Annotated in this window: 20 protein-coding genes; 14 read left to right on the forward strand and 6 right to left on the reverse strand. The window is 56.1% G+C overall.

Going from position 1 to position 24,522, the window contains the following annotated elements:
* Positions 1-102: 102 nt before the first annotated feature.
* Both secD and secF read left to right on the forward strand, forming a co-directional pair.
* Entirely contained in the window at positions 103-1,512 is a 1,410-nt protein-coding gene (secD, locus tag G340_RS0115950) for a protein translocase subunit SecD (RefSeq protein WP_027104046.1), read from the forward strand.
* On the forward strand, positions 1,509-2,474 hold the full coding sequence (gene secF, locus G340_RS0115955; protein WP_020074642.1) for a protein translocase subunit SecF: 966 nt from the start codon (positions 1,509-1,511) through the stop codon (positions 2,472-2,474). The genes secD and secF overlap by 4 nt, the downstream gene beginning before the upstream one ends.
* Positions 2,475-2,701: 227 nt before the next feature.
* Here the strand turns inward: secF and G340_RS0115960 are convergent, their stop codons facing one another.
* A complete protein-coding gene (locus tag G340_RS0115960) occupies positions 2,702-3,889 on the reverse strand; it encodes a glycosyltransferase (protein ID WP_154653252.1) in 1,188 nt (395 codons plus the stop codon).
* A gap of 695 nt (positions 3,890-4,584) precedes the next feature.
* Between G340_RS0115960 and hprK the strand changes: the two genes are divergently transcribed.
* From hprK to pfkA, 6 genes are all read left to right on the forward strand, one after another.
* A complete protein-coding gene (gene hprK / locus G340_RS0115965; RefSeq protein WP_020074644.1) occupies positions 4,585-5,574 on the forward strand; it encodes an HPr(Ser) kinase/phosphatase in 990 nt (329 codons plus the stop codon).
* Positions 5,575-5,630: 56 nt separating this feature from the next.
* On the forward strand, positions 5,631-6,542 hold the full coding sequence (gene murB, locus G340_RS0115970; RefSeq protein WP_020074645.1) for a UDP-N-acetylmuramate dehydrogenase: 912 nt from the start codon (positions 5,631-5,633) through the stop codon (positions 6,540-6,542).
* Between the two features lie 130 nt (positions 6,543-6,672).
* On the forward strand, positions 6,673-7,530 hold the full coding sequence (gene rapZ / locus G340_RS0115975; protein WP_020074646.1) for an RNase adapter RapZ: 858 nt from the start codon (positions 6,673-6,675) through the stop codon (positions 7,528-7,530).
* A 9-nt stretch (positions 7,531-7,539) separates the two neighbouring features.
* Complete coding sequence (whiA, locus tag G340_RS0115980) at positions 7,540-8,445, forward strand: DNA-binding protein WhiA (protein WP_020074647.1); 906 nt, start codon at positions 7,540-7,542, stop codon at positions 8,443-8,445.
* Positions 8,446-8,704: 259 nt separating this feature from the next.
* Positions 8,705-12,211: a DNA polymerase III subunit alpha gene (locus tag G340_RS0115990; protein WP_020074649.1), complete on the forward strand. Its 3,507-nt coding sequence runs from the start codon at positions 8,705-8,707 to the stop codon at positions 12,209-12,211.
* A gap of 131 nt (positions 12,212-12,342) precedes the next feature.
* Entirely contained in the window at positions 12,343-13,314 is a 972-nt protein-coding gene (gene pfkA, locus G340_RS0115995; RefSeq protein ID WP_020074650.1) for a 6-phosphofructokinase, read from the forward strand.
* Positions 13,315-13,451: 137 nt separating this feature from the next.
* Here pfkA and G340_RS0116005 read toward each other — a convergent pair whose 3' ends face one another.
* The 3 genes from G340_RS0116005 to G340_RS0116015 form a co-directional block, all read right to left on the reverse strand.
* Positions 13,452-14,681 carry an NRAMP family divalent metal transporter gene (locus G340_RS0116005; protein ID WP_020074652.1) on the reverse strand — a complete coding sequence of 410 codons (1,230 nt, stop codon included), beginning with the start codon at positions 14,679-14,681 and terminating at the stop codon, positions 13,452-13,454.
* A gap of 292 nt (positions 14,682-14,973) precedes the next feature.
* Positions 14,974-15,834, reverse strand: a complete 861-nt coding sequence (locus G340_RS0116010; RefSeq protein WP_020074653.1) for a TIGR03915 family putative DNA repair protein — start codon at positions 15,832-15,834, stop codon at positions 14,974-14,976.
* Positions 15,813-17,126 carry a putative DNA modification/repair radical SAM protein gene (locus G340_RS0116015; RefSeq protein WP_020074654.1) on the reverse strand — a complete coding sequence of 438 codons (1,314 nt, stop codon included), beginning with the start codon at positions 17,124-17,126 and terminating at the stop codon, positions 15,813-15,815. Before G340_RS0116015 ends, G340_RS0116010 begins: the two co-directional genes overlap by 22 nt.
* Before the next feature lie 820 nt (positions 17,127-17,946).
* Here G340_RS0116015 and G340_RS0116030 point away from each other — a divergent pair.
* Positions 17,947-18,903: an L-lactate dehydrogenase gene (locus tag G340_RS0116030; protein ID WP_020074657.1), complete on the forward strand. Its 957-nt coding sequence runs from the start codon at positions 17,947-17,949 to the stop codon at positions 18,901-18,903.
* 3 nt (positions 18,904-18,906) lie between these two features.
* Here G340_RS0116030 and G340_RS0116035 read toward each other — a convergent pair whose 3' ends face one another.
* Positions 18,907-19,287 carry a RidA family protein gene (locus G340_RS0116035; RefSeq protein ID WP_020074658.1) on the reverse strand — a complete coding sequence of 127 codons (381 nt, stop codon included), beginning with the start codon at positions 19,285-19,287 and terminating at the stop codon, positions 18,907-18,909.
* Positions 19,288-19,370: 83 nt separating this feature from the next.
* Positions 19,371-20,243: a DegV family protein gene (locus G340_RS0116040; RefSeq protein WP_020074659.1), complete on the reverse strand. Its 873-nt coding sequence runs from the start codon at positions 20,241-20,243 to the stop codon at positions 19,371-19,373.
* Positions 20,244-20,764: 521 nt separating this feature from the next.
* Here G340_RS0116040 and cls point away from each other — a divergent pair.
* The 5 genes from cls to G340_RS0116065 all read left to right on the forward strand — a co-directional run bounded on the left by cls (position 20,765) and on the right by G340_RS0116065 (position 24,162).
* Positions 20,765-22,303: a cardiolipin synthase gene (gene cls, locus G340_RS0116045; protein ID WP_020074660.1), complete on the forward strand. Its 1,539-nt coding sequence runs from the start codon at positions 20,765-20,767 to the stop codon at positions 22,301-22,303.
* Positions 22,304-22,339: 36 nt separating this feature from the next.
* The gene (locus G340_RS0116050) at positions 22,340-22,615 is read left to right on the forward strand and encodes a serine hydrolase (RefSeq protein WP_326522435.1); all 276 of its coding nucleotides are present in this window, start codon (positions 22,340-22,342) and stop codon (positions 22,613-22,615) included.
* 175 nt (positions 22,616-22,790) lie between these two features.
* Positions 22,791-23,306 (forward strand): spore coat associated protein CotJA, encoded by a 516-nt coding sequence (locus tag G340_RS18555; protein WP_020074662.1) that lies wholly within the window; start codon positions 22,791-22,793, stop codon positions 23,304-23,306.
* The gene (locus tag G340_RS0116060) at positions 23,303-23,563 is read left to right on the forward strand and encodes a spore coat protein CotJB (protein ID WP_020074663.1); all 261 of its coding nucleotides are present in this window, start codon (positions 23,303-23,305) and stop codon (positions 23,561-23,563) included. Before G340_RS18555 ends, G340_RS0116060 begins: the two co-directional genes overlap by 4 nt.
* Complete coding sequence (locus tag G340_RS0116065; protein ID WP_020074664.1) at positions 23,563-24,162, forward strand: manganese catalase family protein; 600 nt, start codon at positions 23,563-23,565, stop codon at positions 24,160-24,162. The genes G340_RS0116060 and G340_RS0116065 overlap by 1 nt, the downstream gene beginning before the upstream one ends.
* Positions 24,163-24,522: the final 360 nt, after the last annotated feature.

Consider the following 24,522-nt stretch of genomic DNA (forward strand, 5'->3'; position numbering starts at 1 on the left):
TTTTTGCGGGTATCATCCTATAATAAGCTTTGTTATGTACGCGGCTGCGGTTCCACCCGGAACGCAGCCGCGGAAACCTTAATGCTATTGGAGGATATTTGCATGAAGCGAGTAGGAAAACCGGTGTTTTTCGTCGTCGCCCTCCTGATCCTGCTTTTTACCTACACCGCCATTTTTGGGGTATATGCGCAAAACGGGGACAATCGCACTACATATGTAAAAGGTGCGGGCGACATTCGATGGGGCATCGACATCCGCGGAGGGGTAGAGGCGACCTTTACACCCGATACCGGAAAAGGAGCGACCGAGGAGCAGCTCAACGCGGCAAAGTCGACGATTGAACTGCGTTTGGTAAACAACAATATTACGGATTACGAGATCTATACCGACGATCATAACGACCGTATTATTGTCCGGTTCCCCTGGAAAAGCGGCGAACAGAATTTTGACCCTGAAGCGGCCATTCAGGAGCTGAGCGCGACCGCGCTGCTCACCTTCCGCGAAGGGGCCGAATACACGACCACCGAAACCGGCTCCGACGGTCAACCGGTTTATAAAACGCCCAAGGGCACGACAAAGGATACGATCATCCTGCAGGGCGACGATGTTGTGTCGGCTCAGCCGCAGGTATATCAGAATCCCGATTCCGGCAAAACCGAGTATCTCGTGGCGCTGGAATTCAGCAAAGAGGGATCTGCCAAATTTGCTGAGGCAACGGAGCGTTTGGTCGGACAAACCATCTCGGTCTGGATGGACGACGTGATGATTTCCGACCCGAACGTGAAAGAGGCGATTACGGACGGCAAATGCACGATCGAGGGCAACTTCACAGCCGCGGAGGCTTCCTCCCTGGCCGCGAAGATCAGTGCCGGCGCTCTGCCGTTCAAGCTGACGACCACCAACTTCCAGACGATCAGCCCGTCCCTCGGCAGCAGCTCGCTGGACGCCATGCGCTGGGCCGGTGTGATCGCGTTTACACTGGTGTGTCTGTTCATGCTGTTCATGTTCCGCCTGCCCGGTCTGATCGCCGTGATCGCGCTGATGGGACAGGTTGCCCTGTCGTTTGCGGCCGTTTCGGGATATTTCCCCTTCCTCAATAGCTTTACGATGACGCTGCCCGGCATCGCCGGCATCATCCTTTCCATCGGCATGGGCGTGGATGCGAACATCATCACCGCCACCAGAATCAAAGAAGAGCTGTGGGCCGGCAAAACGCTGGACGGAGCGATTCAGAAGGGCAACGCCAACAGCTTCTGGGCGATTTTCGACGGCAACATCACCGTGATTATCGTCGCCGCGATTCTGATGCTGGTATTCGGGCCCACCAACCTGTTCTCGGCTCTGTTCGGTTCCTCCACCACAGGGGCTATCTATTCCTTTGGATATACCCTGCTGATCGGAACGATCGGCAACTTTATCATGGGTGTTACCGCAACCCGCCTGATGACCAAATCGATCTCCGGGTTCCGGTTCGCGCGCAGCAAGTGGCTGTATGGAGGTGCCGATAAATGAAAACTTTTCACATTCGTTTTTACGAGAACCGCAAAATTTATTTTGCGATTTCATTGGGCCTGATGGCGATCGGTCTGATCTTCAACATTATTTTCGGCACCCAGCTCGACATTCAGTTCACCGGCGGTGCGCTGATCAAGTATTCCTATACCGGCACCATCGATCAGGAGAAGGTGCAGGATATCGTTCAGTCTACGACGAACAAGCCTGTTACCGTTAACATCAACGAGGACGTTAAGTCCGCAAACGACGGCAAAGCCATCAATAATGTGTCGATTTCCTTCTCCGGCACAGAATCTCTGACGGTTGAGCGCCAGCAGGCGGTGGCCGCCGCGCTGGCCAAGGAATACCCGAACGCGAAGTTCGCCGTGGTGGAATCCAGCTCCGTCAACCCGGTGATGGGCCGCGATTTCTTCTTCAAGTGCCTGCTGTCCGTATTGGTTGCGGCTTTGCTGCTGATCGTCTACATTGCGTTCCGCTTTAAGAAGATCGGCGGTGCTTCGGCGGGTGCCATGGCGATCATCGCCCTGCTGCACGATGTGACGATGGTGTACTTCACATTTGTCATTTTCCGCATGCCGATCAATGATAACTTCATTGCGGTTGTGCTGACCATTCTCGGTTATTCGCTGAACGATACGATCATCATTTACGACCGTATCCGTGAAAACCGCAAGCTGATGGGCCCGAAGGCCGATTACGGCACTCTGGTAGACACCAGCATCAACCAGACCCTGACCCGTTCTTTGTACACCGCGGCCTGCACCTTTGCCGCAATCGCGGTAGTGTATATCGTCAGCGTGATGTACAATCTGGATTCCGTGCAGACCTTTGCTCTGCCGATGATGGTGGGTATCATTACCGGCTGCTATTCCTCAATCTGCATCGCCGGCCCGCTGTATGTCATGTGGCAGAAGCACAAGCAGCAGAAGAAACAGCAGGCGGCGGCATCTTCCCGCTGAGCTTACACAACAGATGAAAAGGGGCTGTGCAAAACACCCCTGCAAAAAAGTCGAAGCGGTCACCCCAAAAGGGGTTGGCTGCTTCGACTTTTTGATTTAGAATGAAGGGTGCTGTTCCTCTTTTTGCTGCCAGATCATACCGGTAAAAGCAATAGTTTGCCGCATATTATGGAACCAGTATTTTTCCCTTGCTGTCATTCGGCTCGGCTTCAGACGGCTTCGCAGATTCATTCCAGCTTTTCTGCTGTTTTGTAATGGTGCTTTTGCGTCAGCGCGTAAAAGCTCAAAAAGCTTTTGGCCTGCTCCTCAAGAGTCAGGTCACCCATCGTACGGGCCACCAGCTTTTTCATAGCCGCTTCTTTTTCCGGGGAAAGAGAGGCGAAATTGCGCAGGATTTTTTCAATGTCGGTTTCCGAATCATATGCAAAGCCGTTGACTCCGTCCACCAGCAGCTCCGCACAGGCGCTGTTTTTTGGCAGGATGACCGGCAGCCCGCTGACAATGGCTTCGAGCGGGGCGGCCTTCATGGCGTCGGATTCGGACGCGCTGAAAAACGCGCTGCAAACCTGGTAGCAAAGAGGAATCTTTTCGCGCGGAACCTCGCCGGCGAATGTGACCCGAGAGGAAATTCCCAGCAGATTGGCCTTGTTCTTCAGCTCGTCAAACTGCGGGCCTGTGCCGACGACTGCCAGATGCAGCTTGTTTTGGCTCTTGCTCAAGGCAGCCCAGCGGTCGAGCAGGGCATCCACTCCGTTATCTTTCCCCAGCGTTCCGACAAACAGAACCCCAGTTTTCCCGGTGATTCCCAGACGGCGGCGGATCGCCTCCGTCTTCTCGCCCTCCGGCGATTTTTCACGCAATTGCTCGGTGTCGATACAAAGGGGCGAAACGGTCAGCTGGCGGTGTTTGCACAGAGGACGGATGTTGCGCAGGATTTTCTGCGAGGGGCTCGTTACCAAATCCGAAAAGGCCAATGCTTTGCGGTATGTGCTTTGGCACAGCCGTTTGCCCAGCAGGCGGCGGAGTCCCCTGCCGTAAAAGCCCTCGCTGATGTCGTGAGTGCTCTGCACCGTCGTGATCAGCGGCAGATCGTGTGAGAGGGCGTATTTCAGCCCAAGCCCGCCCACGGAACAGAAGGTAAACAGGTGGATCACATCCGGATCAAAATCATCGATGAACTCTTTTAACCGGTTCAGCTTGGTCCGCTGGCCCGTTTGCCCATAGATCGTGTCGGAGGGCTTGGCCGGCCCGAACAGGGTGTGCTGCTCCAGATAGCATTCTTCCGATTCCACGTCGGTGCTGACCACCAATACCTCATGCCCCAGGCGGATGAGAGATTGGGCGAGCAGCAGAACCTGCGTTTCTACCGCGGAGGTCTGGGGCAGATATGTTTCAGTAAAAATGGCGATTTTCATAATTCCTCCCGTTCCGGTCAGCCGGGCCGCCCGGCAAATCCGTCGGCTCTGACCGATCCGCAAATCATCAAAACTCTGGTTTTCAACACAAGATAAAGCGGAGGGCGCGAGCGCCTTTTGCACAGACAGATCGCTCCGCAGCCATGCCGCTGTATCGTTTTGCAGGAAAAGTGCATTCCGTTTTTTGAAGAAGCCGATAATTTGCATTCAGACGTGCGATTGTGGCCCCTTTTTATTATTAGTATAGCAGAATAAATTTGTCTTGACTGAAAGAAAAGTTTTCTGTTTCAGGTGCGGGTGCTTTTTATTTGGTCTGAAAGAGCTGGTTTTCAGCGGGTACTCCCGCGTGGGCATTCCGCTTGCGTGGGCTTGCCCCTCATGCCGGGGCGAACTGACGAAAAAAGGATTTTCCCCGCGGCGAAGCCGCAAAAAAGCTTTGCTTTCGCCGTGAGATTATTATAACATAAAATTTCCATGTTCAGTCATTTCTTTTGCCAGTTTGGGCAAATTGAGTTTCAGGCGCGCAATCATTGAATTCTGCACGTTTTTAAGCTATAATAACATTAACAATATTAACAAATAAGAGCGCGGCAAAAGCGAATTTGGTTTACGGCAGAATTCCCGACGTTTGAAACGGGCAGAGGCCGCGGCAGGGTCTTTCGTTCAGACGGCAGAAAATATAGGAGTGATAAATGATGAGCGGCTACGACAACCATGGTTCACAGGTAACATATACGGTTCCGCTTTCCAAGGTGATAAAAGAGCTTTCCCTTCGTCCTGTTTATATGCCGATCGACCCGGAAAAATTGCTGATTTCTTCCCGCGAGGTGAACCGCCCGGGTTTGGAACTCAACGGCTTTCTGGATTACTTTGATTCTCACCGCATTCTGATCATGGGCAATACGGAAACGGCTTTTTTGAGCAGTTTTTCGCCGGAGGAGAGGCAGGTTTCCCTCAATAAGCTGCTGTCGAAAAAATCGCCGGCGGTGATTGTGGCGCGCGATATTGAGCCGATGCCCGAGCTGCTGGAAGCGGCTCAGATTTACGGCGTATCGGTGTTCAGTTCCTCCGAGCCGACAAGTGACCTGATGGCCGCGCTCGTGTCGTATGTCAACGTTGAGCTGGCCCCGCGCATCACGCGTCACGGCGTGCTGGTAGAGGTTTACGGCGAAGGCATTTTTCTGGTGGGCGACAGCGGCGTCGGCAAAAGCGAAACAGCCATCGAGCTGATTAAGCGCGGCCACCGCCTGATCGCCGACGACGCGGTGGAAATCCGCCGGGTGTCGGCAAAATCTCTGGTGGGCACCTCGCCGGAAAATATTCGTCATTTTATCGAGCTGCGCGGCATAGGCATTATCAATGCCCGGCGCATTTTCGGTATGGGCGCCGTCAAGGTCACCGAGAAAATCGACATGGTCATCAGTCTGGAACAATGGGACAGCTCCAAGAATTACGACCGCATGGGTCTTGAGAATGATTACACGGAGATTTTGGGCATTCGGGTGCCGATTCTGACGATTCCGGTGAAGCCGGGGCGCAACCTTGCGGTGATCATCGAGGTGGCCGCCATGAACAACCGTCAGAAAAAGATGGGCTACAATGCCGCGCAGGAGCTGCTGAGCAGCCTTGGCCTGGATTCTGCAATGCTGGAGCCGACCGAAAAAAAGCTTGATTTTGATTTGTGATGCCGGAGCGGAGGGCTCCGGTATTTCCTGCGGTCAATAATCACTAGGAGGCATCTATGGATCAGATCGAACAATTGGGTGCAATGGCACAGCAGCTTGGCTGCCCCTATTCTTTTCACGAGCCAATGAGCCGGCACACGACGTTCCGCATCGGCGGCCCGGCGGATCTGTTTGTTTCTGCCGGCAGCCGAGAGTGTCTCAGTCAGATGGCGCGGCGCGCCAATGAGCTGGAGGTGCCGTATCTGGTGATCGGGAACGGCTCGAACATGCTGGTCAGCGATGCGGGAATCCGCGGCATGGTAATCGCTTTGACCGGCGAATTCAATGAGATCACGCAGCCCCAGCCGCAGCAGGTGCGGTGCGGCGCGGGCGCTCCGCTTTCGGCGCTGTGCACCTTTGCGCTGCAGCATTCGCTTTCGGGCGCGGAATTCCTGTGGGGGATTCCCGGCACGGCGGGCGGCGCCGCGTTTATGAACGCCGGAGCATACGGCGGCGAAATGAAGGATATCCTGTCATCCTGCGAGCATATGACGCACGGCGGCGAATTCGGTGCGCTGGCGGGGGCGGAGCTGGAGCTCTCTTACCGGCACAGCGCGTACAGCGATAATCAGTCTGCGATTCTGTTTTTGAATTTGCAGCTTCGTGACGGTGACCCGGAGGAAATCCGCGCAAAGATGAACGATCTGATCGGCCGCAGGCGTTCCAAGCAGCCGCTGGAAATGCCCAGCGCGGGCAGCGTGTTCAAACGCCCGCCGGATCATTTCGCGGGCACTCTGATCGAGCAGTGCGGCCTTAAGGGCCGGAGTGTCGGCGGTGCGGCCGTCAGCAGCAAGCACGCGGGCTTTATTGTGAATCAGGGCGACGCCACATGTGAAGATGTCCTGCGGCTGATTTCCGTGATTCAATCGACCGTTTTCAAGCAAACGGGCGTAGAGCTGGAGTGTGAGATACGAAAAATCGGGCAGTAACCGGGGTGTGATGCCAATCTGTGATGCAGCAGTGGGAGCTCTGGTTTCTCTCCCCGCCGAAGGAGGGGAGAGGGCCGCCAAGGGTCCATCGCTTTGCGGCGGATGAGCAGGAAGCGAGGGGGAATTTCAAATGGAATTTATTATTGTAACCGGGCTTTCCGGCGCGGGAAAGTCCAGAGCCGTCAACGCGCTGGAGGACATCGGATTTTACTGCGTGGACAATATTCCACCGAAGCTGATCCCCACCTTTTACGACCTTTGCAGTCAGGCGAAGGAAGGGTTTCAGCGCGTTGCCGCCGTAACGGATATCCGCGGGGGCACGTTGTTCGACAGCCTTTCCGAAACGCTGGCGCTGATGCGTGAAGAGGGAAAGAAATATAAGATTCTGTTTCTCGATGCGGGCGACTCCGTTTTGATCAACCGCTTTAAGGAAACGCGGCGCAAGCACCCGCTGGCCGAGGAATACCTTGGCTCTCTGGAGCAGGCCGTGCAGATGGAGCGCCAGATTTTAAAGACGGTGCGGGAGTGTTCCGATTACATTATCGACACATCGTTTTTGTCTCCGGCCCAGCTCAAGGAGCGGATCTCGAGCCTGTTTCTGGGCGATGCCTCCGCGGCGCTGATGGTTCACTGCGTTTCGTTCGGCTTTAAATACGGTCTCCCGCCGGAAGCGGATCTCGTGTTTGACGTGCGGTGCCTGCCGAATCCGTTTTACGTGGAGGAATTAAAGCGCCAGACGGGCCTGGATGAGCCGGTGCGCGAGTACGTCATGAAGTGGGATCAGACGAAGGGATTCGTCACCCGGTTTCTCGATATGATCGATTACATGCTGCCGCTTTACTGCGACGAGGGCAAGAGCCAGCTGGTCATCGCGGTCGGCTGCACCGGCGGCCGACACCGTTCGGTGGCGCTTGCGCAGCTTTTGTACAATCACCTTCTGGAAAACGGGAAGCGGGCCAGCGTCAACCATAGAGACATTCATAAATAGGAGAGCGCCATGTCGTTTTCGTATGATGCAAAATCGGAAATGTGCAGAATCGAGCCGGAACAGTCCTGCTGTGAAAAAGCGGAATGCTATGGCCTTTTGCTGTGTGCAAAAAGCTTTTCTCCGGTTTCGGTTTCCCTTGTGACGGAGCACCCCATGGTGGCGCGCCGGGCCGCGCAGCTTGCGGCTCAGATCACAGGCGCGATTGTGGAGGTGCGCACGGCGGTTTCGTATCGCCGCCGCAGCTACGCGCTGATCGTGCAGGAGGAAAGCCAGCGCCGTCAGGTGCTTTCCGCGTTTGGTCACAGCGGGAAGGAGATCAGCCTGCGGGTGAATCTGGCCAATCTGGAGAATGAATGCTGCAAAGCGGCGTTTCTGCGGGGCGTGTTTTTGTCCTGCGGCACGGTGTCGGACCCGAATAAGGATTACCATTTGGAGCTGATCCTGCCTTATATGAATCTTGCGAAGGATATCATGACGCTTTTGCGCGAGGGGATGGATTTTCACCCGGCGCTCATCAACCGAAAGGGCGCGTTTGTGGTGTATATCAAGGGCGGCGACCGGATCGCCGACCTGCTGGCCTATTTGGGTGCGGGCGGCGCTGCCATGGAGCTGATGCAGGTGCGCATGCTCAAAGAGGTGCGCAACAACGTCAACCGCAAAACCAATTTTGAAACGGCGAATATTGATAAGACCGTAGGCGCGTCCGTGCGCCAGGTGGAGGCGATTCGGAAAATCCGCGATACGGTCGGGCTTGCGGTTCTGCCGGAGGAGCTTCAGGAAACGGCGGAGCTTCGGCTGAAAAACCCCGAGCTTTCTCTGCGGGAGCTGGGGCAGCTGTTCCAAACGCCGGTCAGCCGGTCGGGGGTCAATCATCGGCTTCGGCGGCTGATGGAGGAAGCCGAAAAATTGAAGTGATTCCCGACGGTCAAGGCTTTTTTGCTTTGACCGTCGGATTGTATGGAGGCTGAACCTCTAGTGCTGGGGTGGGCAGAGTGCTTTTTGCGCTTGCTTTTTAAACGGTAATTTTTTCTTTGCGGCTGTACCGCAGGTTTTTGCTGGCGCGAGGGGCAAGCCCGCGCCAGCAAAATCCCCACGCGGGGCACCCGCAGATAAGCTGCGAAAAATAAATGCGGCGAAGCTCGCATAAAAAGTCTTCAGAAAGGAGGACAGGCACATGGGATTTGTGCATTTGCACCTGCATACGGAATACAGCCTGCTGGACGGTGCCTGCCGTATCGGGCCGCTGATGGAGGCGGTCAAGGGTCAGGGGCAGACGGCGGTGGCCGTTACCGACCACGGCGTGATGTACGGCGCGGTGGATTTTTACCGTGCCGCAAAACAAAACGGGCTGCACCCGATCATTGGGTGCGAGGTGTATGTGGCGCGCCGCACCCGCTTTGATAAGGTGCATGGGCTCGACAACGAGCCGTATCATCTGGTGCTGCTGTGCGAAAACAATACGGGGTACCAGAATCTGATTCAGATTGTCTCCCAGTCCTGGACGGAGGGCTTTTACAGCAAGCCCCGGGTCGATTTGGAGCTGCTGGAGGCGCACAGCGAGGGGCTGATCGCGCTTTCGGCGTGTTTGGCCGGGCAGATTCCCCGCCAGCTGACAAACGACGATTACGCCGCCGCGCGGGAAACCGCTCTGCGGTACCGCGGCATTTTCGGCGAGGGGAACTTTTATCTCGAGATGCAGGATCACGGTATCCGCGAGCAGAAAATCGTCAACGACGGCCTGCTGCGCCTGTCCAAAGAGACCGGTATTCCGCTGGTCGCGACGAACGACTGTCATTATATCCGGCAGCAGGACAGCCGGATGCACCTGATCCTTCTGTGCATTCAGACGAACCACACGATTCAGGATCCCGACAAAATGGAGTTCGCCACCGATCAGTTTTACCTGAAAAGCGAGGAGGAAATGCGCGCGCTGTTCCCGCAGGAGGCGTGCGACAATACGGTTGTCATCGCCGAGCGCTGCCAGGTGGAATTTGAGTTTGGCCACACCAAGCTCCCCGCGTTCCAAACGCCGAACGGGGAAGACAATGTGCAGTTCTTCCGCAACCTTTGCTTCGACGGCCTGCGCCGCCTGTACGGTGAGCAGCCGGACCCCGCCGTCACCGAGCGGCTGGAATATGAGCTGCGCGTGATCGAGAGCATGGGATATGTCAACTACTACCTGATCGTCTACGACTTTATCCGGTATGCGAAATCTGTCGGAATTCCCGTCGGGCCGGGGAGAGGCTCCGGTGCGGGGAGCCTTGCCGCGTACTGCGTCGGCATCACCGGAATCGACCCGATCCGCTATCAGCTGCTGTTTGAGCGGTTCCTCAATCCGGAGCGCGTCAGCATGCCCGATTTCGATATCGATTTCAGCGACGAGCGGCGCGGCGAAATGATCGATTATGTCGTGCAAAAATACGGCGCCGACCACGTGGCGCAGATCGTCACGTTCGGCACCATGGCGGCCAGAGGCTCCCTTCGCGATGTGGGCCGCGCGATGGCGGTTCCCTATAACGTGGTGGATTCGGTGGCAAAGCTGGTTCCGATGGGGCCGAACGTCACGCTGGAAAAGGCGCTTGCCTCCTCCTCCGAGCTGCGTACGCGCTACGATACCGATCCCCAGATTCACGAGCTGATCGATATGGCCCGAATGGTGGAGGGAATGCCCCGCAACGCGTCCACGCACGCGGCGGGCGTCGTGATTACCGATCACCCCGTCAGCGAATATGTTCCGCTGGCGAAAAACGGGGAGTCTATCGTCACGCAGTATACCATGACCACGCTGGAAGAGCTGGGCCTTTTGAAAATGGATTTTCTGGGGCTGCGAAATCTTTCGGTGCTCCATGACGCGCAGGAAGCGATTCGCCGGAGCGACCCGGATTTTTCGATCGAAAAGATTCCGTTTGACGACCCCAAGGTGTTTGAAATGCTCACCGCCGGCTCAACGGACGGCGTGTTCCAGTTTGAATCGGGCGGCATGCGCAACGTGATCATGCAGCTGCGCCCGGAAAATATTGAGGATTTGATCGCGGTCATCTCGCTTTACCGCCCGGGGCCGATGGAATCCATCCCACGGTATATTGAAAACCGGCATCATCCCGAGCGGGTCACCTACCGCCACCCGATGCTTGCCGATATTTTAAAGGTCACCTACGGCTGCATCGTGTATCAGGAGCAGGTGATGCAGATTTTCCGCACGCTGGCGGGGTACTCCTTTGGCCGCGCGGATATTGTGCGCCGCGCCATGTCGAAGAAAAAGGCCTCGGTCATGGAGAAGGAGCGCTCCATTTTCCTGTACGGCCTTGTGGCGGAGGACGGCACGGTGGAGGTGGACGGCTGCATCCGCCGCGGCGTGGAGGAAGAGACCGCCAAGGCGATTTTCGGCGAGATGGAGAGCTTTGCCTCCTACGCGTTCAATAAATCCCACGCGGCGGCCTACGCCACCATTTCGTACCAGACCGCGTGGCTCAAGTGCCACTACCCGCGCGAATATATGGCGGCGCTGCTCACCAGCGTGCTGGACAACACGAACAAGATCGTCGCGTATATCGCCGAGTGTTCCCGAATGGGCATCCGCGTGCTGCCGCCAAACATCAATCAGAGCCGCCGCGGCTTTACCGTCGCGGGGCACGACATCCGCTTCGGCCTGCTGGCGGTCAAGAATCTGGGCGACGGCTTTTTGCGCAGCCTGATTCAGGAGCGGGATACGAACGGCAGCTTCGAGTCCTTTTACCAGTTCTGCAAGCGCATGTACGGCAAGGATTTGAACCGCCGCGCACTCGAGAGTCTGGTCAAATGCGGGGCGCTGGATTCGCTGGACTACAACCGCAACCAGATGCTTTCCAGCATTCAGTCCGTGCTTGATACGCTCGATTCCGACAAACGCCGGAACGTGGACGGCCAGCTCGGCTTTTTCGATACGCCGCAGCTGCAGTCCGAAGAACCGGCCTTTTCCATCGACCCCATGCCGGATTTTTCCGACGCGGACAAGCTCGTCATGGAAAAGGAAGTGACCGGGATGTATCTTTCCGGTCATCCCATGGGAAAATACCTGCAGATGTATGAGCAGATTGGCGCAACGCCCACCGGTGAGCTGCTGGAGGATGCAAACGAGCAGACGGGCCGCCACCAGGACGGCGAGGTTCTCACACTGCTGGGCGTCATCTCTTCGGTGAAGCTGAAGGTGACCAAAAACGGCAGCCGAATGGCGTTTGTTATGCTGGAGGACATGTTCGGTTCGATCGAGCTTCTGGTGTTCCCGAATGTGCTGGAACGGCACGGGGAGCTGGTAGCCGAGGGGAATGTGGTGGTGGCAAAGGGCCGGCTGAGCCTGACGGAAGAAAAGGACGCAAAGCTGGTGTGCGATACGCTTTCCCCGCCGCCGCAGGCGAACGGCGATTCCGCGCCGCGCGCGGCAGCGAACGCGCAGCCCGCCGAAAAACGGCGTTCCAGCCGCCCGGGCCTGTATTTGAAGCTGCCGTCGAAAGAGAGCTTCTGCTACCGGAAAGCGATGCGGTATATCGCGGTGTTCGACGGCGCGACGCCGCTGTACCTGTATTTTGAGGATACCAAAAAGCTGATGCAGGCGCCGATGCAGTATCGCGTCAGCATCAACGAGGTGTTGCTCGGCGCGCTGCGCGAGCTGCTGGGAGGGGAAAACGTTGCGTTGGTGCAATAATGCAACTTTTATCCATATTATGGGTATTATCCTCCATAGTGCCGCCCGCGTGGGAATGGTATAATTAATGTATCGTAAGAATAATCGCAAGAAAAACCACAATGTCATTTTGATTCGGGAGGGTCTGAAAGATGGGGAAGAAGCAAATCGCTGTACTCACAAGCGGCGGTGACGCGCCCGGAATGAACGCGGCGGTGCGTTCCGTCGTTCGAACCGCACTCACAAGCGGAATGGGTGTTTTTGGGGTGCACAGGGGTTATAACGGCCTGCTGAACTGCGATGTGGAAGAGATGAACCTGCGCAGTGTTTCCGACATTATTCACAACGGCGGAACCATTCTCTACACTGCCCGCAGTCCGGAGTTCAATTCGCCGGAGGGCGTGCAGAAGGCGGCGGAAAACTGCCGCAAGCTGGGCATTGAGGGCCTGATTGTCATTGGCGGCGACGGTTCGTTCCGCGGTGCGCGTGACCTGACGCAGGCCGGGATTCCCTGTATCGGCGTGCCGGGAACCATCGACAATGATATTGCGTGCAGCGAGTACACCATCGGTTACGACACCGCGATGAACACCGCGATGGAGATGGTTGACCGCCTGCGCGACACGACGGAATCTCACGACCGCTGCAGCGTGGTTGAGGTAATGGGCCGGCGGTGCGGGGATATTGCGCTGAATACCGGCATTGCGGTTGGCGCCATGGCGATTTTGGTGCCGGAGCAGCCGTATGATTTTGAGCGCGATATTTATCAGCGGATGCAGTATACCCAGCGCATCGGCAAGCGCCACTTTATCATTGTGGTGGCGGAGGGCGCCGGGTGCCATGTGGAAGAACTCGCGAAAGAAATAGAGAAGCATACGGGCATTGAAACCCGCGCGACGATTCTCGGCCATGTACAGCGCGGCGGTTCGCCTTCCCTGCGCGACCGTGTGGTGGCGACGCAGATGGGCTATCACGCGGTGAAGCTGCTGCTGGACGGCGAGAGCAATCGTGTTGTCGCAATGCGCAACGGCCTGATCGTGGATTTCGACATCACCGAGGCGCTGGAAATGCTCCGAAGATTTGATACGGAGCTGTACCGGATCGCCATGAAGGTGTCCATCTGAGCATAAAGACAGAAACGCTGCGGTTCCTTTGGAACGGCAGCGTTTTTTATGTTGTTAAAATATCTGGAAATCACAAAGCTTTCGATGGCCCGCGTTTTAAAAAATGAGATGCAGCGAAGCAGAAACCCCTGCCACGCTCAATAGAACATCGCCAGCGAAGAGGGGAGCGCCCGAAAGGCCGCGTATGCAGTAATCGCCGTGATCACGATTCCCGTGACCGTCAGCACGCGGGAATGGCGGTAGTCCTCCCCGACGATGCTCTTGTCGCGAATACTCCACAGCGTGATGGCGAGCGTCATCGGCAGCACAAATCCGTTGATGACCCCGGCAATCACGAGCAGCGCGGTGGCCTTGCCGATCGCTGCGATCAGCACCGCGGCCAGCACGATGAATCCAGTAATGAACCATTTCTCATTTCGGTCGACCACGGGGTACAGCGTTTTTAAAAAGGATACCGAGGTGTACGACGATCCGATGGTCGTCGTGATGCCCGCGCAGAAGAGCGCGACGCCGAACAGCCGCGAGCCCAGCTCGCCGGCCCCCAGCAGGAACGCTTGGGCCGCTGGGTTTTCCGCCGCTTCAATTGCGTAGGTCGCCGCATTGCCGCCCGCGGCGCAGACGCCGAACACCACCAGGAAGATCAGAATGCGCGAAAGACCGGTGATCCCGCAGGTGAGAAGGGTGCTTTTCTGAATGCCGCGCAGATTTTCCCGGCCGAAGATACCGGCATCCAGAAAACGATGCGCGCCGGAATAGGCAATATAACCGCCGGTGGAGCCGCCCAGCAGCGTGATCAGGGGAACGAGCAGCGAAACCGGCTGCTCGGGGAAAAGCAGGCCGTCGGCCACGCGGTTCATGGGCGGGTGCGTCTGAAACGCCATGATCAGCAGAATGACCAGAACCATCACACTCAATACCTGAGAGGCCCAGTTAATGCCGTTCGACGCGTTTTTGATGAGGAATAGGGAAACCGCAAGGCCGCTTGAAAGCAGGTAGCCCGCCTGCAGCGGCAGCCCGCACACGGCGTTCAGGCCCAGAGCGGCACCGCCCACGTTGCCGATGGCAAAGGTAAAGCCGCCAAAGGTGACCAGAATGGCGATCACATTTCCGGAGCCGGGCAGCACCCGGTTGGCGAGCTCCTGCCCCCGCAGGCCCGAAATGCCCAATATGCTCCAGATGTTGAGCTTTGCGACGGTGTCCATGACGATCATCGCGACGACCACCGCCGCAAGGCTCTGGCCGTACTGTGCGGTAAACAGCGAGGTCTGCACCATAAAGCCCGGCCCGATGGATGACGCGCCGGTCATAAAGGCCGCCCCGATCAGGGCCGCCCGTATTCTCTTTTGTTCCGGTTCCAGCTGGCTCATGTTTTACTCCCTTTCGGTTCCGGTATTCGGGATAAGCCCCGCTTTAGTATCGTACCGTTTTGCGGCGGGAAAAGCAAGAGCTGCCGCAAAAACAGTGGGAAAAAGAAGTCCTGCTTGGCCAATGAAGGAACCTGTTACTTTCGGTTTAGTTTGCGCCGCACAGCATCAAAACGGCTCGGAATACGAGCGTTTCCCGCGCCTTTTTTCCTTGCTCCGCACAATTTTGTCTCGAAAATCCATAGTTCCTGATTGGTAAGGCAAGACCTGGAACCCTGTGCGGATATTAGACTTATCAGGGCATGATGGAGCCGGAGTCCGACGGCAGAACGCCAGAACTCCGTGCAAAGTTCTGTGCTTCGCCGCTCTGTTCCGGCTCCGCATGCCCGGAGCGAAACGGATTGTACTGCATTTCGGTCAGGTGCTTCCAGTAGCGCTTCTGCATATGAGTCATGCGCAGGCGCAGATTTTCGCGGTCGCGAATGCCGATGGCGTCGTAAAAGGTGTGCCACAGCTTGCGGTAGCGCAGCTCGGTTTCGTCCGGCTCCGGCGGCTCAAAGGCCAGAAGGGGAAGAATCTCGTGCCGCCCGTTTTGGTAAACCAGTGCCTGATCATGGGTTTTGTCGTAGATCAAAAAGGCTTCGTTGCAAAAGCGCTGGCAAAAGTGCGGGGCCAGCAGCGGCAGCACCTGGTTTTTCGGCTCGATCACCGACCACAGCGCTCCCTGCGAGACAGAGAAGCGCACAAAGCCCTGGTACTGGTGGCTTTCGTGCTGAAGATGAAGCACAGCCTTATTTAAGGTGTGCACGGCGGGCTGCGTCAGCATGTTCATCACCGGCGGGCCGTGGCGAAACGCAAGGCGCAGAAAGCGCAGAATCCATACTTCTTTCTGCGGCAGGCAGGTGAGGAAGGCGTGTTCCGCCAGCTCCTTTGCGCTGGGGCCGATTTTGGGCAGCATCGCGTGCTTGACCCGGCCGGCCTTATTTGGATCGGTGACGATCTCTACAGCGGGGTACAGGGTTTGCTGTACATCCTCATGCGAGTATACAGCCTGCGGCAGCTCCCTGCGCTCGTACGTTTCAAACAGGCAGCACAGCAGGCCGTCCCAGCTGCCGTCGTAACGGTAATCGCGGGTCAGCGGGGTCCCGGCAGACATTGCATCGCCTCCTCTCCCCAGAGCTGCGGCTTCGGAGCGGGAAAGAGTGAAAGCTGCTCCCCCTGGGGCTCGTACAGTTCCCGGCAGGAATCCGATACCAGCGCCCGCAGCACGGCGTCACGGGTCAGCGCAGGGGGGCGTTCGCCCCGCCCCGCGGCGGTGACGAAATACCGCGCCCGCTTCATGACGACTCCGAGCTTTTTCAGGTCGTCTGTCCGCAAGGTTCCGCTGCGTCGTGCGGCAGTGATCCGCCGCGCGCTTTTCACCCCGATCCCCGGCACCCGCAAAATCATTTCATAGGGGGCCCGGTTCACATCCACGGGGAACAGCTCTAAATGATTCAGCGCCCAGTTGCATTTCGGGTCAAGCATCGGGTGAAAGCTCTGGTGTGTTTCGTCAAGCAGTTCGTCGGCTGCAAAGCCGTAGAACCGCAGTAGCCAGTCCGCCTGATACAGCCGGTGCTCGCGCAAAAGCGGAGGTTTTACTGTCAGCGCAGGCAGCAGCGGGTCATTTGACACGGGGATATACGCCGAAAAGAAAACGCGCTTTAATTCGTAGCGTTGGTACAGCGCTTCCGTCAGCTTTAAAATCTGAAAATCGCTGTCCGGCGTCGCGCCGATGATCATCTGGGTGCTTTGTCCGGCCGGCGCGAATTTGGGCGTATGGCGGTAGCGAACCAGCTCCGTGGCGTTCTCCTTAATTTTCCCCGTAATAAAGCCCATGGGCTTTAAAATATTCGTTTTGGATTTGTCCGGCGCGAGCAGCGCAAGGCTTTTCTGCGACGGCATTTCAATGTTGACGCTCATGCGGTCGGCCAGAGCGCCCAGCCGCCCGACCAGAAGGCTGTCCGCGCCGGGGATGGCCTTGGCGTGAATATACCCGTTAAAATGGTATTCCTCGCGCAGGATGCGCAGCACCTCGATCATCCGCTCGCAGGTGTAATCGGGATTTTTCAGAATCCCGGAGCTCAAAAACAGCCCTTCAATATAATTTCGGCGGTAAAAGTTCATCGCCAAATCCGCCAGCTCCCGCGGCTGGAAGGTGGCGCGCGGCACGTCGTTGCTCCTGCGGTTGACGCAGTATTTACAGTCGTAAACGCAGCTGTTCGTCATCAGTACCTTTAGCAGAGAAATGCACCGCCCGTCTGCCGAAAAGCTGTGGCAGATTCCGCTGGCCATCGCGTTGCCCATTCCGCCGTTTTCCGAAGCGCCTCGGTCCACTCCGCTGGAGGTGCAGGCCACGTCGTATTTCGCGGAGTCAGACAGTATTTTCAGTTTTTTCAGTGTCTGCATGGCGATCTCTCCTTCTCTGTCTGCCGCTATGATGCGTAGTTTTGCTTTTGATTTGTTTTTTTAAAGTAACTGGTATTTCTTTGCGGCTCCGCCGCAGAGGTACCCGCAGATAAGCTGCGAAATATAAACGCGGCAAAGCCACACGAAAAAAATCCGGGCCGACGAGAGCACTCTGAAATTGCCCGCCGACAGTAGGGACTGCATAGCTTATTTCCAGAAAAATCTTGGAGAATGGGCATTTTCAGCGGAGTGCCTTTTCAGTGGCTTTCGTTTGTGCTCTCAGGGGCCGTTCCCCGAACGGATTCCAAAGGTGTCCTTTGGAAGGCCTTTGCTTCCTTTCGTCCTTTCACGAAAGGAAGTACCTGCCCCGGCATGAGGGGCAGGCCCGCGCAAGCGGAATCCCACGCGGGGGCACCCGCTGAAAACCAACTCTTATATAATCAAAATAAAAAAAGGAAGAGCGCTTTCGGCCGTGAAGCTATTATATAACGAACAAATGTTCTTTGTAAAGAGCAAAAAGGAGGATATACTAAAAAAGTTCAATTTTTAGCCGGAGAAGGTGCCCGTTGCTTTCCCTCTTTTCCAAACTGGGAAAAGGTGGTATACTGCAATAGAACAAATGAACCGCAGGTACCACAGTGCCGCGCGTTTCCATGCCGCTGCAATCACAAAGAAGGAATGTCCTTTTTCTGCCGAAGGCGGAAAAGGGGCGGAATGATTTTCTGTTTTGAGTGCGGGCCGGCATCAGAACGGCGCGGAGAAGAGCCGCCGGTGCTGTGTTGGCGGCGGCTGCGGTCTGTATCCGGCAGGAGGGATTATTATGAAAAATGACATCAGAAAAATTGTGTTGATCGGTACGGGCTTTGTCGGAATGAGCTTTGCGTATGCGCTGCTGAATCAGACCGCATGCGACGAGCTGGTGCTGATCGACATCGATACCCGGCGTGCGGAAGGGGAAGCGATGGATCTGAACCACGGCGTCGCGTTCTCCGGCTCCCACATGAAAATCTATGCCGGAACCTATTCGGACTGCAGGGATGCGGATATTGTGGCGATCTGCGCGGGCGTGGCGCAGCGCCCGGGAGAGACCCGCATCGATCTTCTGCAGCGCAACACGGAGGTGTTCCGCTCCGTGATCGGCCCGGTGGTGGATTCGGGCTTCGGCGGAATTTTCCTCATCGCGACAAACCCTGTAGACATCATGGCCCACGTGACCCAGAAGCTTTCCGGGTTCGATCCCCGCCGGGTGATCGGCTCCGGTACCACGCTCGACAGCGCGCGTCTGCGCTATCTTCTCGGCAGCTACCTGAGAACAGACCCACGGAATGTACATGCCTATGTGATGGGCGAGCACGGCGACAGCGAATTTGTGCCGTGGTCGCAGGCGATGGTCGGTACCAAGCCGGTTCTGAAAATCGTGGAGGAATCGCCCGGGAAATTTTCCCTCGAGGATCTGCAGAATATCGGCGAAGAAGTAAAAAACGCCGCGCAGAAGATTATCGCAGCGAAGAAATCAACGTATTATGGAATTGGCATGTCGATGGTGCGGATCGCCAAGGCGATCTTCGGCGACGAAAACAGCATCCTGACGGTTTCGACCCTGCTGCGCGGCGAGTATGGGGAAAGCGATGTGTACATCGGCGTTCCCTGCTTCGTCAACCGGGAGGGAGTCGCCGGGATCCTGGAGGTTTCGCTCACAGAAGAAGAGCTTGAAAAATTCAAGCTCTCCGCAGCTGTTCTGAAAGATGCCTTCGGCGGCATCCGCTTTGAAAAATAACCGTTACACACTGGCGACCATCTCGATTTCGACCAGAGCGCCCTTCGGCAGGCCGGAAACCTGCACGCAGGAGCGGGCCGGATAGGGCTTATCAAAATAGGTGGCATACAGCTCGTTCAGGGCCGCAAAATCGTTCAGGTCGGTGATAAAGACATTGACCTTCACTACCCTGGAGAAATCTGTTCCGGCCTGCTCCAGAACAGCCTTCAGGTTTTCAAATACGCGGGTGCCCTGTTCCCGGATGCCGCCCTGCACCAGAGCGCCGGTGGCGGGATCGATCGGAATCTGGCCGCTTGTCCATAGCGTATCCCCGATCCGCACAGCCTGAGAATAGGGGCCGATGGCCGCCGGGGCCTTGTTCGTGGCGATTTCTTTCTTTTGCATTTCAGAATCCTCCTGACAAATTATGGATCAATCACACGCCGGGTGCGGCGCAAAGGTCCGCATGATCCCGGCGTGGAGGACTGTCAGTTTTCGCTGGCCCAAAAAGAAACAGCCAGCATTCCGGGCCCAACGTGCGCGCCGATCACCGGGCCGATTTCGCACAGGATGATCTCTTTTGGGCGAAAGCGCTCGCGGATTTCACTCTTTAACTGCCGGGCGTCTTTTTCGCTGTTGCCATGCCCCACCAGAATAACCTGCTCTGCAGGGTTGATGCCGGTTTGGGCGATCCGCTCAATCAGAGTGTCCATCGATTTTCTGCGGCCGCGCACTTTCATGGCGGCGACGAGCTTGCCCTCGCCGTCCACGTGCAGTATGGGCTTAATGCCGAGCGCCGAGCCCGCCAGCGCGGCGACAGACGAGATTCGTCCGCCGCGGCGCAGGTGGTTCAGGTCGTCCACGGTAAACCACTGGGCAACGTGCAGATGGCTCTGCCGGGCCCAGGCGACCATCTCGTCGATCGTCAGGCCCTCCTGCTTTTTCTGAGCGGCCAAAAGCACAAACAGCCCCTGGCCGATTGAAGCGCACAGCGAATCGATGCAGACGACCCGCTGCCCGGGATATTTTTCCTCCAATTCCGCCGCCACAATGAGGGAAGACTGGTAAGTACCGCTCAGGCCCGAGGTAAAGCTCAGGTATAAAACGTCCATACCGGCCTCCAATATGGCCTCAAAATATTTCAAATAGGTGAGCTGGTTGATCTGCGAGGTGGACGGAATTTCTCCCGCCGCCATTCGCTCGTAAAAAGTGGTCAGACTCATTTCCCGCGCATCAGGATAATGCTGATACAGGGTTCCGCCGATCTGAAATTCCATCGGGATGACCCGAACGTTCAGCTTTTCCAAAACCTCTGCGGGAAGGTCGCAGGTCGCGTCTGTAATCAAGGCATAGTCTTTCAATCAGATGGCCTCCTCTAAAAGCCAGGGCTCTGTGCTCCCCTGAATTTGAAGTTTTATTTCAGGCCCGCCGGGGGACATCCCCGCCGGGCGGACAGATCATTGCCGTTTTGTTATTATAGCAGAATAAATCTCTTTTGGGCAGTATTTGAAGTTGCCTTTTTAGTAACCGAGGATTCTCTATCAGTATCCTCTTATAAAACGTCAGCTTGTTTTGCTTTATGCCGGAACGGGCTTTCTTTCTTTCGATCTTCGTCTGAAAGAGTAGTTTTCAGCGGGTGCCCCCGCGTGGGGTTTCCGCTCGTGCGGGCTTGTCCCTCGTGCCGGGGTGGGCTTTCTTCTGTTTTTCAGAAGCTTTTCTGTTCGCGAGAGGGCGAGTCATTTTTCTCTGCGGGCTTTCCCGCAGTGTGCGCACAGGCTCAGCCCGCGGCCTGAGCCTGCCGTAGAATTTTATTATAGCGTATCCCCACCCGTTTGACAAGAAAGTTCCTGCCCAAACCTGTTCTCTGCAAAGGAAGGACCGTATGAAGAAGGTACTCAAAAGTCTGCTCAGCCGCACCTCCATGATCGCTCTGGCCATTCTGGTACAGATTGCGGTACTGGTACTGATGATCACGCAGTTCAGCAATTATTATGTGTGGTTTTACGGCTTCTGCAACATCATCAGCATTGTGGTGACGCTGTGGATTCTCAACAACAGCGAGCTGAACCCCACCTATAAGCTGGCCTGGAGCGTGGCGATTCTGCTGTTCCCGATTTTTGGCGGGCTGTTTTATCTCATGTTCGGGCGCAGCCGCCACAACCGCATGATCCGCCGCAGCGTTTCGCTGGAAAACCAGAGCTTTCGCTCGTATTTGAGGCCGAACCCCGAAATTCTGGAGGAAATTATGGAGCAGAATCCGGATGCGGGCGCGCAGGTGCGGTATTTGCAGCGCTATTCCAATTGCCCGGCCTGCCGCAACGGCTCCGCGGTCTATTTCCCGAACGGCGAATCAAAGTTCCGTTCGCTGGTGGAAGAGCTGAAGAAAGCGGAGCGCTTCATCTTTCTGGAGTATTTCATTATCCGTGAGGGCGTGATGTGGGATACCGTTCTGGAAATTCTCGCGCAGAAGGCGCGGCAGGGAGTGGAGGTGCGCGTGATGTACGACGACATGGGCTGCCTGTTCACGCTCCCGTTTAAATACAGCCGCCGCCTGGAGAAAATGGGGATTCAATGCAGCGTGTTCAACAGCTTTGTGCCGTTCCTCTCCACCCTGATGAACAACCGCGACCACCGCAAAATTGTGGTGATCGACGGCAAGGTGGCCTTTACCGGCGGCGTAAACCTTGCGGATGAATACATCAATCTTTCACCGCGCTTTGGCAAGTGGAAAGACGCCGCCATCATGATCCGCGGGGATGCGGTGTGGAACTTTACGGTGATGTTTCTCTCCCTGTGGGGGTTCGAGCGGAAGATCACGGAGGATTACGAGAAATTCCGTGCCGTGCAGGAGGAGCCGGGCGAACCGCAGGAAGGCGGCTATGTTCTGCCGTACAGCGACAATCCGCTGGATTGGGAGCCGGTGGGGCGCAACGTGTACCTGAATCTGATCAGCCGCGCGAAACAGTATGTGTATATCAACACGCCGTATCTGATCCCGGACAACGAGGTTCTGACGGCGCTGTGCAACGCGGCCAAAAGTGGGGTGGATGTGCGTATCATCACGCCGCATATTCCCGACAAAAAGCTGGTTTACATGGTAACCCGCGCCAACTATGAGGTGCTGGTGAGAAACGGGGTAAAGATTTACGAGTTCCTTCCCGGCTTTAATCACGCGAAAACGATTGTCTGCGACGACGAGTATGGAATCGTGGGGACGATCAATTTTGATTACCGCAGCTTCTATATGCACTTTGAGTGTGGCGCCTGGCTGTTCCGGTGCCCGGCCATCGGCAGCATGCGGGACGAATACCTCATGTCCCTTTTACAGTGCAGGCAGGTGGTACACGCCGAGTGCCGCAGCAGAAGATGGTATGTGCGCGCGCTCAACAGCGTACTGAATCTGTTTGCCCCCTTAATGTGACGGGCATCTGCCGCAAAACAGTCCGATTCTCACCTGGTGCGTCGACGCTCCTCCAGCCGCCTGATACCCGACATCCTGCGGCGGCGGCAGCAGTGCGGCCGATTGCAGCGGTATCTGCCGCAGAAAGTGGAAATTGCGCACAAGTGCGGCGATCCGGATTTTCTGGAGCACGACGCGGGAATCGTTCTGCTGCCGAAACGGCCCTGTCTGATTGTGGTGCTGACCAGGGATAACCCAACCAACAGGGACGGGCGCGAGATCATCGGCACCGTTTCACGAATGGTTTATGAAGAAATGCTGCAAAAAGAATAAACAGCGGAGGGCATCTCGATTTTGGGATGCCCTCCGCTGTTTTGAAAAGTCCGCACCAGGCGGCAGAATCGGATCGCGCCTGATTTTCAAAAGAGAACAGGCACTCGGAATATTCTGTCGGCATATTCTGGTATGGGATAAGCTTTAGATTATGAGAAAGGGGAACACGAGAAGAATGACAGATAACCAGAACCTGCAGTACCTGCAATATATGCAAAATTTGCAAAATATGCAGAGTGCGCAGAACGCGCAGGGGATGCAGAACGCGCAAAGCGCGCAAAATGCGCAGGGGACGCGAAGCGCGCAGAGTGCGCAAGGCACGCCAAATGCGCAGAGCGCACAGAGCATGCCCAATACGCCGAATGCGCCGAATGCGCCGAGCGTACAGAGTGCGCAGAGCACGCCAAATGCGCAAAGCACACCGAATGTGCAGATCGTGCAGAGCGCGCAAAGCATGCCGAACGCGCAGAGCATGCAGAGCGTGCGGGGTGTACAGAGCATGCAGAATATGCAGAGCTGCGAACTGACCGTTGCGGTTTCGCCGCTGCCGGCCCAGACGGTGGTCGCTATGGCATATATACCGTTCCAGCAATTCGACGCAACGTATTCGGCTGAAAAGGGATTTGATCAGGGCACGATTTTCCCGGATCTGGATAAACCCTTTACGGGGAAGAGGGGTGTTCTGAAATGACAGATCAGGAACGACTGATGCGCCAGATCAATGCGTACCGATTTATGGCGTGGGAGCTTCACATTTTTTTGGACACACACCCCAACAACTGCGAGGCGGCAAAGAAACTGGAAGACACCCGCAAGAAGATCGATGAACTGACCAAAAATTACGAGGACGCCTACGGCCCGATGGGAGAAACCAGCAACCAGACCAGCCGATGGGCCTGGATCACTGGCCCGTGGCCATGGGAAATTGAAGAGGAGGCTGACAACTAATGTGGGTTTATGAAAAAAGATTGCAGTACCCGGTGAAGATTAAAACCCCCAACCCCGCTCTGGCCAAGATCATCATCACACAGTACGGCGGGCCGGACGGGGAGCTCGGCGCTTCTCTCCGCTACCTGAGCCAGCGGTACAGCATGCCGTACCCTGAGCTCAAAGCAATTTTAACGGATATCGGGACGGAGGAGCTTGGTCATCTCGAAATGGTCGGCACCATCGTTTACCAGCTGACCCGCAACCTGACTCCGGAGCAGATCAAGGAGGCCGGGTTCGACTCCTATTTCGTCGATCACACCACGGGAATTTACCCGGTAGACGCCAGCGGCGTACCCTATTCCGCGTCGACATTTGCGTCAAAGGGCGACCCAATTACCGATCTGCATGAGGATTTGGCAGCAGAGCAGAAGGCCCGCACTACCTACGACAACATTCTTCGCTTCTGTGACGATCCCGATGTCATCGACCCCATCCGCTTCCTGCGTCAGAGAGAGGTTGTTCATTACCAGCGCTTTGGTGAAGGTCTGCGGATCACCACCGATCATCTGGACAGCAGAAACTTCTACGCGTTCAACCCGGCGTTTGATAAAAAATAACGTTGCCGGTGGATTCCCCGGCGCGTAGCGCAGCAACCCCGTTTGCCAGGCAGGATTTGACCGGCAAACGGGGATTTTGTGCGTTCTGAAGAAAACAGGATAGAACTAAAGTTTGAGTAAAATCAACTTTTCTGTATTTTAATTTTGCTTTTAATTGTATTTTTTACTCTAATTTTATCACAAAAGATATAAAAACAAAATATTTTTTCTTTTTTTGGTTGATTTATAATCATGTGGGCAGTAAAATAACATTAATGTAAATATTTGGTATCTTCATGCGGTGCTTTAAAGGAGCTTTCATACCAGAAGCGGGCATCCGCCCTGTTCAGCGGGTGAAATCAGGAGGCGGGATGGAAAGGA

The organism is Faecalispora sporosphaeroides DSM 1294, from assembly GCA_000383295.1.
In the GTDB taxonomy this organism is placed as follows: Bacteria; Bacillota; Clostridia; order Oscillospirales; family Acutalibacteraceae; genus Faecalispora; species Faecalispora sporosphaeroides.

What these genes read in the sequence shown, in the direction of transcription:
- secD (WP_027104046.1), top strand. Translation starts at nt 103, where the DNA reads ATGAAGCGAGTAGGAAAACCGGTGTTTTTCGTCGTCGCCCTCCTGATC.
- secF (WP_020074642.1), top strand. Translation starts at nt 1,509, where the DNA reads ATGAAAACTTTTCACATTCGTTTTTACGAGAACCGCAAAATTTATTTT.
- G340_RS0115960 (WP_154653252.1), bottom strand. Translation starts at nt 3,889, where the DNA reads ATGAAAATCGCCATTTTTACTGAAACATATCTGCCCCAGACCTCCGCG.
- hprK (WP_020074644.1), top strand. Translation starts at nt 4,585, where the DNA reads ATGAGCGGCTACGACAACCATGGTTCACAGGTAACATATACGGTTCCG.
- murB (WP_020074645.1), top strand. Translation starts at nt 5,631, where the DNA reads ATGGATCAGATCGAACAATTGGGTGCAATGGCACAGCAGCTTGGCTGC.
- rapZ (WP_020074646.1), top strand. Translation starts at nt 6,673, where the DNA reads ATGGAATTTATTATTGTAACCGGGCTTTCCGGCGCGGGAAAGTCCAGA.
- whiA (WP_020074647.1), top strand. Translation starts at nt 7,540, where the DNA reads ATGTCGTTTTCGTATGATGCAAAATCGGAAATGTGCAGAATCGAGCCG.
- G340_RS0115990 (WP_020074649.1), top strand. Translation starts at nt 8,705, where the DNA reads ATGGGATTTGTGCATTTGCACCTGCATACGGAATACAGCCTGCTGGAC.
- pfkA (WP_020074650.1), top strand. Translation starts at nt 12,343, where the DNA reads ATGGGGAAGAAGCAAATCGCTGTACTCACAAGCGGCGGTGACGCGCCC.
- G340_RS0116005 (WP_020074652.1), bottom strand. Translation starts at nt 14,681, where the DNA reads ATGAGCCAGCTGGAACCGGAACAAAAGAGAATACGGGCGGCCCTGATC.
- G340_RS0116010 (WP_020074653.1), bottom strand. Translation starts at nt 15,834, where the DNA reads ATGTCTGCCGGGACCCCGCTGACCCGCGATTACCGTTACGACGGCAGC.
- G340_RS0116015 (WP_020074654.1), bottom strand. Translation starts at nt 17,126, where the DNA reads ATGCAGACACTGAAAAAACTGAAAATACTGTCTGACTCCGCGAAATAC.
- G340_RS0116030 (WP_020074657.1), top strand. Translation starts at nt 17,947, where the DNA reads ATGAAAAATGACATCAGAAAAATTGTGTTGATCGGTACGGGCTTTGTC.
- G340_RS0116035 (WP_020074658.1), bottom strand. Translation starts at nt 19,287, where the DNA reads ATGCAAAAGAAAGAAATCGCCACGAACAAGGCCCCGGCGGCCATCGGC.
- cls (WP_020074660.1), top strand. Translation starts at nt 20,765, where the DNA reads ATGAAGAAGGTACTCAAAAGTCTGCTCAGCCGCACCTCCATGATCGCT.
- G340_RS18555 (WP_020074662.1), top strand. Translation starts at nt 22,791, where the DNA reads ATGACAGATAACCAGAACCTGCAGTACCTGCAATATATGCAAAATTTG.
- G340_RS0116060 (WP_020074663.1), top strand. Translation starts at nt 23,303, where the DNA reads ATGACAGATCAGGAACGACTGATGCGCCAGATCAATGCGTACCGATTT.
- G340_RS0116065 (WP_020074664.1), top strand. Translation starts at nt 23,563, where the DNA reads ATGTGGGTTTATGAAAAAAGATTGCAGTACCCGGTGAAGATTAAAACC.